Origin of the sequence: Streptomyces sp. NPDC059895, from assembly GCF_042731035.1 — a bacterium.
Classification (GTDB): Bacteria; Actinomycetota; Actinomycetes; order Streptomycetales; family Streptomycetaceae; genus Streptomyces.
This window is the reverse complement of sequence record NZ_JBHWKO010000061.1, coordinates 1-12806: the sequence shown is the minus strand read 5'-3', so window position 1 is coordinate 12806 and position 12806 is coordinate 1. Positions and strand designations below refer to the sequence as shown.

Annotated in this window: 10 protein-coding genes; 7 read left to right on the top strand and 3 right to left on the bottom strand. The window is 72.7% G+C overall.

Annotated elements, in window-relative coordinates:
* Window positions 1-90 precede the first annotated feature (90 nt).
* On the bottom strand, window positions 91-1764 hold the full coding sequence (locus tag ACFV9M_RS37720) for an FAD-binding dehydrogenase (RefSeq protein ID WP_385075843.1): 1674 nt from the start codon (window positions 1762-1764) through the stop codon (window positions 91-93).
* Between the two features lie 33 nt (window positions 1765-1797).
* Complete coding sequence (locus tag ACFV9M_RS37715) at window positions 1798-2433, bottom strand: TetR/AcrR family transcriptional regulator (RefSeq protein ID WP_385075846.1); 636 nt, start codon at window positions 2431-2433, stop codon at window positions 1798-1800.
* 144 nt (window positions 2434-2577) lie between these two features.
* Between ACFV9M_RS37715 and ACFV9M_RS37710 the strand changes: the two genes are divergently transcribed.
* The 3 genes from ACFV9M_RS37710 to ACFV9M_RS37700 all read left to right on the top strand — a co-directional run bounded on the left by ACFV9M_RS37710 (window position 2578) and on the right by ACFV9M_RS37700 (window position 5286).
* Window positions 2578-3204 carry an alpha-ketoglutarate-dependent dioxygenase AlkB gene (locus ACFV9M_RS37710; RefSeq protein WP_385075848.1) on the top strand — a complete coding sequence of 209 codons (627 nt, stop codon included), beginning with the start codon at window positions 2578-2580 and terminating at the stop codon, window positions 3202-3204.
* Window positions 3205-3291: 87 nt separating this feature from the next.
* Window positions 3292-4041, top strand: coding sequence for an MBL fold metallo-hydrolase (locus ACFV9M_RS37705; RefSeq protein ID WP_385075850.1), 750 nt, complete (start codon window positions 3292-3294; stop codon window positions 4039-4041).
* 9 nt (window positions 4042-4050) lie between these two features.
* Window positions 4051-5286, top strand: a complete 1236-nt coding sequence (locus ACFV9M_RS37700) for a DUF4032 domain-containing protein (RefSeq protein ID WP_385075853.1) — start codon at window positions 4051-4053, stop codon at window positions 5284-5286.
* Between the two features lie 204 nt (window positions 5287-5490).
* On the opposite strand, the gene ACFV9M_RS37695 is transcribed toward ACFV9M_RS37700, so the two are convergent.
* Window positions 5491-6363 carry a universal stress protein gene (locus tag ACFV9M_RS37695; protein ID WP_385075856.1) on the bottom strand — a complete coding sequence of 291 codons (873 nt, stop codon included), beginning with the start codon at window positions 6361-6363 and terminating at the stop codon, window positions 5491-5493.
* Between the two features lie 425 nt (window positions 6364-6788).
* Here ACFV9M_RS37695 and ACFV9M_RS37690 point away from each other — a divergent pair, with 425 nt between their 5' ends.
* The 4 genes from ACFV9M_RS37690 to ACFV9M_RS37675 all read left to right on the top strand — a co-directional run bounded on the left by ACFV9M_RS37690 (window position 6789) and on the right by ACFV9M_RS37675 (window position 11875).
* Window positions 6789-8465, top strand: coding sequence for an FAD-dependent oxidoreductase (locus ACFV9M_RS37690; protein WP_385075858.1), 1677 nt, complete (start codon window positions 6789-6791; stop codon window positions 8463-8465).
* The gene (locus ACFV9M_RS37685) at window positions 8462-9979 is read left to right on the top strand and encodes an ATP-binding protein (protein ID WP_385075860.1); all 1518 of its coding nucleotides are present in this window, start codon (window positions 8462-8464) and stop codon (window positions 9977-9979) included. The genes ACFV9M_RS37690 and ACFV9M_RS37685 overlap by 4 nt, the downstream gene beginning before the upstream one ends.
* Entirely contained in the window at window positions 9976-10329 is a 354-nt protein-coding gene (locus ACFV9M_RS37680) for a UBP-type zinc finger domain-containing protein (protein WP_385075863.1), read from the top strand. The genes ACFV9M_RS37685 and ACFV9M_RS37680 overlap by 4 nt, the downstream gene beginning before the upstream one ends.
* Window positions 10330-10657: 328 nt before the next feature.
* Window positions 10658-11875, top strand: a complete 1218-nt coding sequence (locus tag ACFV9M_RS37675) for an IS110 family transposase (RefSeq protein WP_385079913.1) — start codon at window positions 10658-10660, stop codon at window positions 11873-11875.
* Window positions 11876-12806 lie beyond the last annotated feature (931 nt).

The window sequence follows — 12806 nt, the reverse complement described above, 5'->3', positions numbered from 1 at the left end:
CGCGCCGTGCCGGGACGCCGGCCGGCAAATGATGGCTCAGCCCGTCTGCCGGGTCGCGCCGTGCCGGGACGCCTGCCGGCAAATGATGGCTCAGCCCGTCTGCCGGGCCGCCGCCCGTCCGGCCGCGCGGCCGGAGAAGAGGCAGCCGCCGAGGAAGGTGCCTTCGAGGGCGTTGTAGCCGTGGACGCCTCCGCCGCCGAAGCCGGCGACCTCGCCCGCCGCGTACAGGCCCTCGACCGGCCGGCCGTCGGCGCCCAGGGCGCGCGAGTCGAGGTCGGTCTGGATGCCGCCGAGGGTCTTGCGGGTGAGGACGTGCAGCTTGACGGCCACCAGGGGCCCGGCCGCGGGGTCGAGGATGCCGTGCGGGGCGGCGACGCGGCCGAGACGGTCGCCGATGTAGCGGCGGGCGTTGCGGATGCCCTGCACCTGGGCGTCCTTGGCGTAGGGGTTGGCGAGCTGGAGGTCGCGGGCCCGGATCTGGCGGCGCAGGCCGTCCGCGTCGAGGAGGGGTTTCGCGGTCAGCGCGTTCATCTTCGCCACGAGCCGGTCGAGGGTGCCGGCGACGACGAAGTCCGCGCCGCGGTCGAGGAACGCCCGCACCGGGGCGGGCGCGCCCTTGCCGAGGAGCCGGTCGCGCAGGACGGCCTTGCGGTCCTGCGCGGTGATGTCGGGGTTCTGCTCGGAGCCGGAGAGCGCGAACTCCTTCTCGACGATCTTCCGGGTGAGCACGAACCAGGAGTGGTCGTGGCCTGCGATGTCCTCGGTGGTGCGCAGGTACCGGAGCGTGCCGAGGGTGTCGTAGCCCGGCAGGCAGGGGTCGGGCAGGCGGCGGCCGAGGGCGTCGAACCACATCGAGGAGGGGCCCGGCAGGATGCGGATGCCGTGGCCGGGCCAGACGGGGTCCCAGTTGCGGACGCCCTCGGTGTAGTGCCACATGCGGTCGCGGTTGACCAGCCGGACGCCTGCCGCGGCGCTGATGTCGAGCATGCGGCCGTCGACGTAGGCGGGGACGCCGGTGACCATCTCGGCGGGCGGGGTGCCGAGCCGTTCGGGCCAGTGGCGGCGGACCATCTCGTGGTCGGCGCCGATGCCGCCGCTGGTGACGATCACGGCCTGGGCGGTGAGTGCGAAGTCGCCGGCGCGGTCGCGGCGGGAGGGGACACCGCGCGGGGAGTCGTCGGGCGCGAGGAGCGTGCCCCGCACGCCCCGGGCGGCGCCGTCCTCGACGACCAGTTCGTCGACCCGGTGGCGGTGGTGGAAGGTCAGCAGCCCGTCCTTCGCGGCCTGTTCGGCGTACCGGACGAAGGGTTCGACGACGCCGGTGCCGGTGCCCCAGGCGATGTGGAAGCGGGGGACGGAGTTGCCGTGCCCGTCGGCACGCAGGTCGCCTCGCTCGGCCCAGCCGACCGTGGGCAGCAGCGTGATGCCGTGCCCCGCCAGCCAGGACCGCTTCTCCCCCGCCGCGAACTCGACGTAGGCCCGCGCCCAGCGCACCGCCCAGGAGTCCTCGTCGTCGGTGCGGTCGAACTGCGCGCTGCCCTGCCAGTCGCTCCAGGCGAGGTCGAGGGAGTCCTTGACGCCGAGGCGGCGCTGCTCGGGCGAGTCGACGAGGAAGAGCCCGCCGAAGGACCAGAACGCCTGGCCGCCGAGGTTGGCGGCGTTCTCCTGGTCGACCAGGGCGACCCGCCGGCCCCTGCTGGTGAGTTCGTGCGCCGCGACCAGACCGGCGAGGCCCGCTCCGACGACGATGACGTCCGCGTCCATGGCGACCGTTCCCTCTCTCTTCGAAGGTGTCGTTCAGCTGTCCGTAGGGTGTGCGCCGCCGTCGGTCAGCAGCGCGGTGAGCAGTTGCTCGAGCCAGGCGCGGGCGCCGTCCACGTCCTTGTCGAGCAGCAGTTGGGTGGTGACCCCGTCGTAGGCTGCGACCACCGCGTGGGCGGCGGCGTCGGGGTCGCCGAGCACGGCGGGCAGCGCGCGGCGGCCGCCGGCGCGGGCGAGCCGGTCGGCGACGGCGGCGCGCAGTGCGGCGCGGTGTTCCAGCAGCGCACGGGCGACGGCCGGGTCGCGGGCGGCGTGGACCAGGAAGTCCGTCTTCACCAGCAGCCAGTCCAGGTCGAGGAGCAGCACGTCGGTGACGCGGTCCACGGAGGCCGGTACGTCGAGGTCCGGTCCGTCCCCGGCGAGCGCGTCGGCGACCTGCCGGGCGATCAGGTCCGCGCGCTGCCGGTAGAGCGCGAAGAACAGCTCGTCCAGACTGCCGAAGTTGGAGTAGAAGGCGCCCCTGCTGTAGCCGGCCGCCTCGCAGACCTCCTCGATGGAGACCCGGCCGAAACCCTTGGCGGCGAACACCGCGAAGGCCGCGTCGAGCAGGTCGGCGCGCGTGCGCGCACGGCGCCGGGTGGGACGCCGGGCCGCCGTCCGCTCCTCCGCCATGCCGGACCTCCGTTCGATACGGGAATGTATCCGATACACCGATGCATCGAAAGGCGCGTCGAAAGGTGCGTCGAAACGGGCGCGGGACGTCACACAGACACCCCCCTGGGAACAAATTTTCGATTACCGAGTTACGCTGGAGCCATGACCAGGCACCTCCAGGCCTCCCTCTTCGACCAGACCGACGAACCGCGCCTCGGTCCCCTCGACGGGGTCCGCCGGACCGTGCTGGGCCTGGGCGCCTGGATCGACGTGCTGCCGGGCTGGCTCACCGGCTCGGACCTGCTGTTCGAACGGCTGGCGGCCGACGTGCCGTGGCGCGCGGAGCGCCGGCAGATGTACGACCACGTGGTGGCCGTGCCCCGGCTGCTGGCCTTCTACGGACCGGACCGCCCCCTGCCCCACCCGGTGCTGGAGGAGGCCCGCGACGCCCTCACCGCGCACTACGCCGACGAGCTGGGCGAGCCCTTCGTCACCGCCGGACTGTGCCACTACCGCGACGGCCGCGACAGCGTCGCCTGGCACGGTGACCGGATCGGCCGGGGCGCCCGCGAGGACACCATGGTCGCCATCCTCTCCGTGGGCGCGCCCCGCGACCTGCTGCTGCGCCCCGCGCGCGGCGGCGACACGGTACGGCGTCCCCTGGGACACGGCGACCTGATCGTGATGGGCGGGTCCTGCCAGCGGACCTGGGAGCACTGCATCCCCAAGTCGACGCGCGCGTCGGGCCCGCGCATCAGCGTCCAGTTCCGGCCGCGCGGCGTGCAGTAGGAGACGTCCCGCCCCGCCGTCGGCGCGAACCCCCTGATCTGCTTTGCTGTCCCCCGTCGGGCACGGACCTCACCCCACGGGACGGACATGCGGGCAGACGTACGGCAAGTGGCGGACGGCACCTACCTGGTGCACGGCAGCAACACCAACTGGGTGATCCTCACCGAGGGGGACGCCGTCACCCTCATCGACACCGGCTACCCCGGCGACCGGCAGCAGGTACTGGACTCCCTCGCGGCCGTGGGCGGTTCACCGGAGGCGGTCACGGCCGTGCTGATCACCCACGCCCACAACGACCACCTGGGCTCCGCCGAGCACCTGCGGGCCGCGTACGGCACGCCCGTCTACCTGCACCCGGCCGAAGTCCCGCACGCCCGCCGCGAGTTCCTCCAGCAGGTGACCGTGGGCCAGGTGCTCGCCAACGCCTGGCGTCCCGGTGTGCTGCCGTGGATGGTGCACGCCCTGCGCTCCGGCGGCACCGAGCAGCACCCGGTCGGCGCGCCGGAGGCCTTCCCGGCCGCCACCGGCCCGCTGGACCTGCCCGGGCGGCCCGTGCCGGTGCACACCCCCGGGCACACCGACGGCCACACCGTCTTCCACCTGCCGGACGCCGGCGTCGTCGTCTCCGGCGACGCGCTCGTCAGCGGACACCCGACCTCCCGGATCGAGGGGCCGCAGCTGCTGCCCGACATGTTCCACCACGAGCGCGCCCGCGCCGTGGCGTCCCTGGACGTGATCGAGGACCTCGCGGCGGACGTCCTGCTGCCCGGGCACGGGCCGGTGCACCGGGGCTCCGTGCGGGAGGCGGCGCAGCGGGCACGGGAACGGGCCGTCTAAGGTCGGGCCATGGCTTTGCAGATCAGCGCCACCAACCCGGAACACCCGGCCCTCCTGCTGGAACTGCCCTGGCACCTGCCGCTGGAGGAGTGGCCCGAGGAGGTCCTCGTACCGCTGCCCCGCGGCATCTCCCGGCACGTGGTGCGCTACGCCCGCGCCGGCGAGGAGGTCATCGCCGTCAAGGAACTGGCCGAGCGCCCGGCGCTGCGCGAGTACGGGCTGCTGCGCGACCTCGACCGGCTGGGCATCCCGGCCGTCGACCCGCTGGCCGTGGTCACCGGGCGCGCCGACGGCGCGGGCGGCCCGCTGGAACCGGTGCTGGTGACCCGGCACCTGGGCGGTTCCCTGCCGTACCGGTCGATGTTCGAGACGACCATGCGGCCGGCGACCATGCACCGGCTGATGGACGCCCTCGCGGTGCTGCTGGTGCGGCTGCACCTCGCCGGGTTCGCGTGGGGCGACTGCTCGCTGTCCAACACGCTCTTCCGGCGCGACGCGGGCGCGTACGCCGCCTACCTCGTCGACGCCGAGACGGGCGATCTGCACGCGCAGCTGAGCGACGGTCAGCGCGACTACGACCTCGACCTCGCCCGCGTGAACATCAGCGGCGAACTGCTCGACCTGGAGGCGTCGGGGGCGCTGCACCCGTCCGTGGACGCGATCGAGTTCGGCATGGAGATCTGCGCCCGCTACCGCCGCCTGTGGGAGGAGCTGACCCGCACCTCCGTCTACCCGGCGGGCAAGTACCACTACATAGAACGGCGGATCCGCCGCCTCAACGACCTCGGGTTCGACGTCGCCGAGATGCAGATCGAGCACTCCTCCAACGGCGACACGGTCACCTTCGTGCCGAAGGTCGTCGACGCGGGCCACCACCAGCGGCAGCTGCTGCGGCTGACCGGCCTGGACACCGAGGAGAACCAGGCCAGACGGCTGCTGAACGACCTGGAGAGCTGGATGGCGACCCAGGACGACTACGCGCCCGGCGACCCCCTCGCCGCCCGCCCGGAGGTGCTCGCGCACCGGTGGGTGCGGGACGTGTTCCGGCCCACCGTGCGGGCCGTGCCGGTGGAGCTGCGCGGCTCCATGGACCCGGCGGAGATCTACCACGAACTCCTCGAACACCGCTGGTACCTGTCGGAGCGGGCGCAGCACGACATCGGGCTGGACACGGCCGTCGCGGACTACATCGAGAAGATCCTGCCCAAGGCACGGGAGACGCTGGAGCCGACGACGCCGGAGTGACCCGGCCGTCCGGGGCACCGGGTCCCCCAGGGCCGCCAGGCCCGCCAGGTCGTCCAGGGCCACCAGGTCGTCCAGGGCCACCAGGTCGTCCAGGGCCACCAGGTCGTCCAGGGCCACCAGGTCGTCCAGGGCCACCAGGTCGTCCAGGTCACCGGCCGTCCAGGTCACCCGGCCCGCGGGTCACCCGTGGGGCCGGCCCGCGGGTCACCCGTGGGGAACGACCGCGACGGGGCAGTCGGCGTGGTGCAGGACGCCGTGCGCCACCGAGCCGATCCGGGCGCCGACCGCGGTGCGACGGGCGCGCCGGCCCACGACCATCAGCTGGGCCCGTCCCGACACCGACAGCAGCACCTGCCCGGCGCTGCCGATCTCCACGTGCTCGACGACCGGCACGTCGGGGAAGCGCTCCCGCCACGGCGCGAGCGCCGCGGCCAGCGCCTTCCTCTCGTACGGCTCCAGTCCGCCGGCGTCGTCGAGGAGCTTGAGCGAGGCGGGGCTGTAGGAGAACACCGGGGGCAGCGTCCAGGCGCGCACGGCACGGACGGTGGCGCCGCGGGCGGCGGCCGTCTCGAAGGCGAACCGCAGCACGGGGGCGCTGTCCTCGGGGGTGCCGTGCTGGCCGACGACGATCTCGTGCCCGGCCACCTCGGCACTGGGCCGGTCCCCCGCACGGACCAGGACGACGGGGCGCGTCACCTCGGCGATCACCTGCTGGCCGACGGAGCCCAGCAGGAACCCGACGACCGGGCCGTGCCCCCGCGAGCCCAGCACCAGCGTCTCCGCCTCCGCGCCGGCCGCGGCCAGCGTCTCCACCGGGTCACCGTCCACCACGTCGGCCGTCACCGGCAGACCCGGGTGCCGTTCGGTGATCTCCGCGACGGCCCGCTCGACGCCGGCCCGCACCCACCCCTCCTGCGCGTCGCGGTCCGCCACCTCGGCCGCCGCGGCCGACTGGAACCGCCAGGCGTGCACCACCCGCAGCGCCAGGTCCCGCCGTACGGCCTCCCGGGCCGCCCAGGCGAGCGCCGCCAGGCTCTCGTCCGTCCCGTCGACCCCTGCCGTGATCGGGCCCGTCATCCCGCTGCCTCCCTGTGTTCGAAAAGAATCGCGATCCGTCGGTCCCAGTCTTCCCTACGCTGCCCGGCACGACCTCGGAACGGGGAACGGGGAACGGGAACGGGGAACGGGGAACGGGGAACGGGGAACGGGGAACGGGGACGGGGACGGGGACGGGGACGGGGAACGGGGAACAGGGAACAGGGGATCGTCGACGCGGCCGGCCCGGTGGCGCTCGGGACGCCGGTGGGCCGAGGCCCTCGGCCGGTCGCCGTCGCCGACGCGCTGACGGCCGGCGCCGCTTGCCCGCCGGCGCACGGGCGTGTGCCGGGAGCGCACGGCCCGCCGCCCCCCGGAGCGGACCGGGACGATCACGCATACGATGGCGGCGGCCGGCGCGGGGTTTCGCCGTGCCGCAAGGCGTGACCACTCGGGGTGGGAGACACATGGCACAGGCCGCCGAGACGGCGCGGACCGTCATCCTGACCGTGGACGACGACCCGGGGGTCTCCCGCGCCGTCGCCCGTGACCTCCGGCGCCGCTACGGCGCCTCGTACCGGATCGTGCGCGCGGAGTCCGGCGAGTCCGCGCTGGAGGCGCTGCGCGAGCTGAAACTCCGCGGCGACCCGGTCGCGGTGATCCTCGCCGACTACCGCATGCCGAAGATGAACGGCATCGAGTTCCTCGAACAGGCCCTGGACGTCCACCCGGGCGCGCGGCGCGTGCTGCTGACCGCCTACGCGGACACCAACGCGGCCATCGACGCGATCAACGTGGTCGACCTGGACCACTACCTGCTCAAGCCGTGGGACCCGCCGGAGGAGAAGCTCTACCCGGTCCTGGACGACCTGCTGGCGGCCTGGCGGGCGAGCGACCACCGGCCGGTGCCCAGCACGAAGGTGGTCGGGCACCGCTGGTCGGCGCGCTCCTCGGACGTACGGGAGTTCCTGGCCCGCAACCAGGTGCCGTACCGCTGGTACTCCTCCGACGAGCCCGAGGGGCGGCGGCTGCTGGCGGCCGCCGGGGCGGACGGGCGGCGGCTGCCGCTGGTCATCACCCCGGAGGGCACCCCGCTGGTCGAGCCGGACGCGCCCGAACTGGCCGCCCGCGTCGGGCTGGCGACGACGCCGACGGCCGACTTCTACGACCTCGTGGTCATCGGCGGCGGACCGGCCGGGCTCGGAGCGGCCGTGTACGGGGCGTCCGAGGGGCTGCGCACGGTGCTGGTGGAGCGGTCGGCGACCGGCGGGCAGGCCGGGCAGAGCTCCCGGATCGAGAACTACCTCGGGTTCCCCGACGGCGTGTCCGGCTCCCAGCTCACCGACCGGGCCCGCCGGCAGGCCGGCAAGTTCGGCGCCGAGATCCTCACCGCGCGCGAGGTCACGGGACTGGAGGTGAACGGCGCCGCCCGCGTCGTACGGTTCTCCGACGGCTCGGCGGTCGCCGCGCACAGCGTGATCCTCGCGACCGGGGTGTCGTACCGGCAGCTGCGGGCGCCGGGCACCGAGGACCTGACCGGCTGCGGGGTGTTCTACGGTTCCGCGCTCACCGAGGCGCCCTCCTGCCAGGGCCACGACGTGTACATCGTGGGCGGCGCCAACTCCGCGGGGCAGGCGGCGATGTACCTGGCCCGGGGCGCCAAGTCGGTGACGCTGCTGGTGCGCGGGCCGGACCTGTCGGCGTCGATGTCGCACTACCTGATCCAGCAGATCGACGAGGCGCCCAACATCGTCGTGCGCCCGAGGACGGTCGTCGACGCCGCGCACGGGGACGGCCACCTGGAGCAGCTGACGCTGCGCGACACCGAGAGCGGGCACACCGAACTCGTCGACGCGCAGTGGCTGTTCGTCTTCATCGGCGCGGCCCCGCTGACCGACTGGCTCGACGGGACGGTGCTGCGGGACGACGACGGGTTCATCCTCGCCGGGCCCGACCTCACCTCCGACGGGCGGCCGCCCGCGGGCTGGGAGCTGGACCGGCCGCCGTACCACCTGGAGACCAACGTGCCGGGCGTGTTCGTGGCGGGCGACGCGCGCGCCGAGTCCGCCAAGCGCGTCGCGTCCGCCGTCGGAGAGGGAGCCATGGCCGTGATGCTCGTCCACCGGTACCTGGAGCAGTCGTGAGCGGGCGGACCGTGCCGTGCAGCCCGCAGGAGATCGGCTCCCTGTTCCTGTTCGAGAAGCTCTCCCCCGAGCAGCTCGGACGGCTGTGCGGCGAGGGGCGGGTGGAGCGGTTCGAGGCCGGGCCCGTGTACACCGAGGGCGACCCGGCGACCTGCTTCTACGTGATGCTCGAGGGCACGGTCGTGCTGTACCGCCGGGTCGGCGGCGACGACGTCGAGGTCAGCCGCACCTCGCAGCGCGGGGTGTACGCGGGGGCCATGCAGGCGTACCTCGGGGACCGGGTGCCGCAGGTCTACAACAACTCGATGCGGGTGACCGAGCCGACCCGCTTCTTCGTGCTGCCCGCCCAGTCGTTCGCGGACGTCATGCAGGAGTGGTTCCCGATGGCCGCCCACCTGCTGGAGGGGCTGTTCTTCGGGTCGAAGAACACGCAGCGCGCCATCGGGCAGCGCGAACGGCTGCTGGCGCTGGGCTCGTTGTCGGCGGGGCTCACCCATGAGCTCAACAACCCCGCGGCGGCGGCCGTACGGGCCACCGCCACGCTGCGCGAGCGGGTGGCGAAGATGCGGCACAAGCTGGCCGTGATCGCCCAGGGCCCGTACTCGCGCAAGGCCCTCGCCGAATTGATCGACATCCAGGAGCGCACGGCCGAACGCGTCGCCAAGGCACCCGCGTTGAGCCCGCTGGAGGCCTCCGACCGGGAGGACGAACTCACCGACTGGCTCGACGACCACGGCATCCCGGAGGGCTGGCGGATCGCGCCCGTGTTCGTGCAGGCCGGGCTGGACGTGGACTGGCTGGAGCAGGTCGCGGCGGCCGTGGACGAGGACATCCTGCCGGGCGCGGTCGGGTGGCTGAACTACACCGTCGAGACCGAGCTGCTGATGGACGAGATCGACGACTCCACCACCCGGATCTCCCACCTCGTGGACGCCGCCAAGCAGTACTCCCAGCTGGACCGCGCCCCCCACCGGGTCGTCGACGTCCACGAACTCCTCGACAGCACGCTGCTGATGCTGTCCGGCAAGATCGGGCAGCGCATCCGGGTCGTCAAGGACTACGACCGCACGGTGCCGGACGTCCCGGCGTACCCGGCGGAGCTCAACCAGGTGTGGACCAACCTCGTCGACAACGCCGTCTTCGCCATCGACAGCGCCGGCGGGGAGGGCACCCTGACGGTGCGCACCGCCCGTGAGGGCGACCGGCTGCTGGTGGAGTTCCGCGACACCGGACCGGGTGTGCCGGCGGACATCCGCGGCCGCATCTTCGACCCGTTCTTCACCACCAAGCCGGTCGGCGAGGGCACCGGGCTGGGTCTGGACATCTCCTGGCGGATCGTCGTCAACAAGCACCACGGCAGCCTCCAGGTCGAGTCGGTGCCGGGCGACACCCGCTTCCAGGTCCTGCTGCCGCTGACCGCCCCCCGGCCCGACACCGCCCTGGAGACCGACCCCGACACCGCCGCCGGCTCCGACACCGCCGACGACCCCGAGACCACCGAGGAGCCCGTATGACCGACACCGACGCGCTGGACCCGAGCGTCCCGCCCAGCGGCACCGGCTGCGTCGAGTGCGACGCGACCGGCGGCTGGTGGTTCCACCTGCGGCGCTGCGCGGCCTGCGGCCACGTCGGCTGCTGCGACTCCTCCCCCTCCCAGCACGCCACCGCCCACTGGAAGGCCACCGGGCACCCGCTCGTGCGCAGCTTCGAACCGGGCGAGGAGTGGTTCTGGGACTACGACGACGACGAGCTGTACGAGTCCGGCCCGGAGCTGGCGGGACCGGCCTGCCACCCGGTGGACCAGCCGGCACCGGGCCCCGCTGGGCGCGTGCCGGCGGACTGGGCGCAGTCGCTGCACAACTGACCGCGCCGCGCACTCCCGCGAACCGACCGCCCCCCGCACTCCCGCGACCGGGCTCCCCACCCCGCCCCCGTTATGTTCTTCGCGGTCCTGCAAGAGGACCGCTGGCCTCCGGGCCCGGCATGACTGATGCCCCCTGTCGAAGGCATGACCTGGGGGGTGGTGTCACCGGGCCCGGGAGGTGCCGTCGGAGACGCTGATGAGAGGTCCGACCGCCGCCTGGCCGGGCGCAATGCCCGGCCGCTCGCGGGCGGCAGGTCTGCATAACGTGGATGCGCGAGTACGACACCGACGCCAAGGCCAGAGCCGCACCGAAGGAGTGGAGAGCACCGTGTTCGACACCAGCGACGTGGGCGTGTTCCTGGGTCTGGACGTCGGCAAGACGGCCCATCACGGCCACGGGCTGACCCCGGCCGGGAAGAAGGTCTTCGACAAGCAGCTGCCCAACAGCGAGCCGAAGCTGCGAGCCGTGTTCGACAAGCTGGCCGAGAAGTTCGGCACCGTGCTGGTGATCGTGGACCAGCCCGCCTCGATCGGCGCCCTGCCCTTGACCGTGGCCCGGGACGCGGGCTGCCAGGTCGCCTACCTGCCCGGCCTGGCCATGCGCCGGATCGCCGACCTCTACCCCGGCGAGGCGAAGACCGACGCCAAGGACGCCGCGGTGATCGCGGACGCGGCCCGCACCATGCCCCACACCCTGCGCACCCTGGAACTCACCGACGAGATCACCGCCGAGCTCACGGTCCTCGTCGGCTTCGACCAGGACCTCGCCGGCGAGGCCACCCGCACCTCCAACCGGATACGCGGCCTGCTCACCCAGTTCCACCCCAGCCTGGAACGCGTCCTCGGCCCCCGTCTCGACCACCAGGCCGTCACCTGGATGCTGGAGCGCTACGGATCCCCAGCCGCACTGCGCAAAGCCGGCCGCCGCAGACTCGTCGAACTGATCCGCCCGAAGGCACCGCGCATGGCCCAGCGCCTGATCGACGACGTCTTCGACGCCCTCGACGAACAGACCGTCGTCGTCCCGGGCACGGGCACCCTCGACATCGTCGTGCCGTCCCTGGCCGCCTCGCTCGCCGCCGTCCACACCCAGCGCCGGGCCCTCGAAACCCAGATCAACACCCTGCTGGAGGCCCACCCTCTTTCCCCGGTCCTGACGTCAATGCCCGGCGTCGGCGTCAGGACCGCCGCCGTCCTGCTGGTCACCGTCGGCGACGGCACCGGCTTCCCCACCGCCGCCCACCTCGCCTCCTACGCCGGCCTCGCCCCCACCACCCGCCAGTCCGGGACCTCGATCCACGGCGAACACGCACCCCGGGGCGGAAACCGGCAGCTCAAACGCGCCATGTTCCTCTCCGCCTTCGCCTGCATGAACGCCGATCCCGCCTCCCGCACCTACTACGACAAACAGCGAGCCCGCGGGAAAACCCACACCCAGGCCCTCCTCCGTCTCGCCCGCCAACGCATCAGCGTCCTGTTCGCCATGCTCCGAGACGGCACCTTCTACGAAACCCGCACGCCCAGGGACGTCGAGCTCGCCGCCTGACCCCGCAAACCCGAACCACACCAAACCCGACAGAGGTGCCTTGACGAAAGACATAGAGGCACCCCCCCCCCGCGAAAGGGGCACATCAATTTCATCGAAGCGGCCTCAACACCCTACAAGGCACAGCAGAATTGGCCATTCAGGAACCGTGCATCCCGTCCGTCGGCTGGCCGTCCTGCTCCTTCGGCAGCCGCCACTGCGCGCCACCAGGAAGAGGGGGCACAAGACGTGAACACAAGCACTTGACAGGGAATTGTGTTCATGTGTCCATGAGACGCGGATTTCCGGCGGGCCCGCGGTGCTGTGGGTGGGCTTCCCCTTGGACTCCCTGATCTGGACCGGGCCCGAAGGTGAGCCGAAGTGGTACGCGACCTACCCGACCCTACGACGAGGCTTCTGCCCCGACTGCGTTATGCAAGCGGAACACGTGTCCCGTATGACCTCGGGGGCAATGGGACAGCCGTTCGCTAAGGAACGATCTTGTGCGCCTAGCGCAGTGATCCACTCTGCTGCCGGTGGGGAGCTCGTGTCCTGCTCTCCCAGCGCTGCGCGGCCGACTTCCTGCCTGCCGCACCGGCCGGCGGGGAGCGGTGCTCGCACGTCTCACCGCCGGCTGGGGACCGCCGGGGGTTGGTCACCGCCACCTTGAGCAAGGGCGATCACCCAGCTGCGCTGCGCTCGGTCTCGGGCACCGACAGAAGCCAGTGCACGGCATTGTCGCGGAAGGACGCGTGAATCGGCACGAGGTCTGAGCTTGTTATTTAACCTTTGCGGGCTTTGAGGCGATTACGTTCCGCGATGGAGTCGGGCCGCCTGGTCGTTTTGCCCACGTCATGGACTCTGTTGCTGAATTGCCTGCAGGGGTGCGGGGTGGCCCGGCATGATCGTTGGTGCGGTCGTTCTGTCTGCCCCGGCCGTAGGGGGTTGGTGC

Coding starts and splice junctions, on each gene's coding strand:
- ACFV9M_RS37700 (WP_385075853.1), top strand. CDS start 4,051: ATGGCTTTGCAGATCAGCGCCACCAACCCGGAACACCCGGCCCTCCTG.
- ACFV9M_RS37720 (WP_385075843.1), bottom strand. CDS start 1,764: ATGGACGCGGACGTCATCGTCGTCGGAGCGGGCCTCGCCGGTCTGGTC.
- ACFV9M_RS37690 (WP_385075858.1), top strand. CDS start 6,789: ATGGCACAGGCCGCCGAGACGGCGCGGACCGTCATCCTGACCGTGGAC.
- ACFV9M_RS37705 (WP_385075850.1), top strand. CDS start 3,292: ATGCGGGCAGACGTACGGCAAGTGGCGGACGGCACCTACCTGGTGCAC.
- ACFV9M_RS37695 (WP_385075856.1), bottom strand. CDS start 6,363: ATGACGGGCCCGATCACGGCAGGGGTCGACGGGACGGACGAGAGCCTG.
- ACFV9M_RS37715 (WP_385075846.1), bottom strand. CDS start 2,433: ATGGCGGAGGAGCGGACGGCGGCCCGGCGTCCCACCCGGCGCCGTGCG.
- ACFV9M_RS37710 (WP_385075848.1), top strand. CDS start 2,578: ATGACCAGGCACCTCCAGGCCTCCCTCTTCGACCAGACCGACGAACCG.
- ACFV9M_RS37680 (WP_385075863.1), top strand. CDS start 9,976: ATGACCGACACCGACGCGCTGGACCCGAGCGTCCCGCCCAGCGGCACC.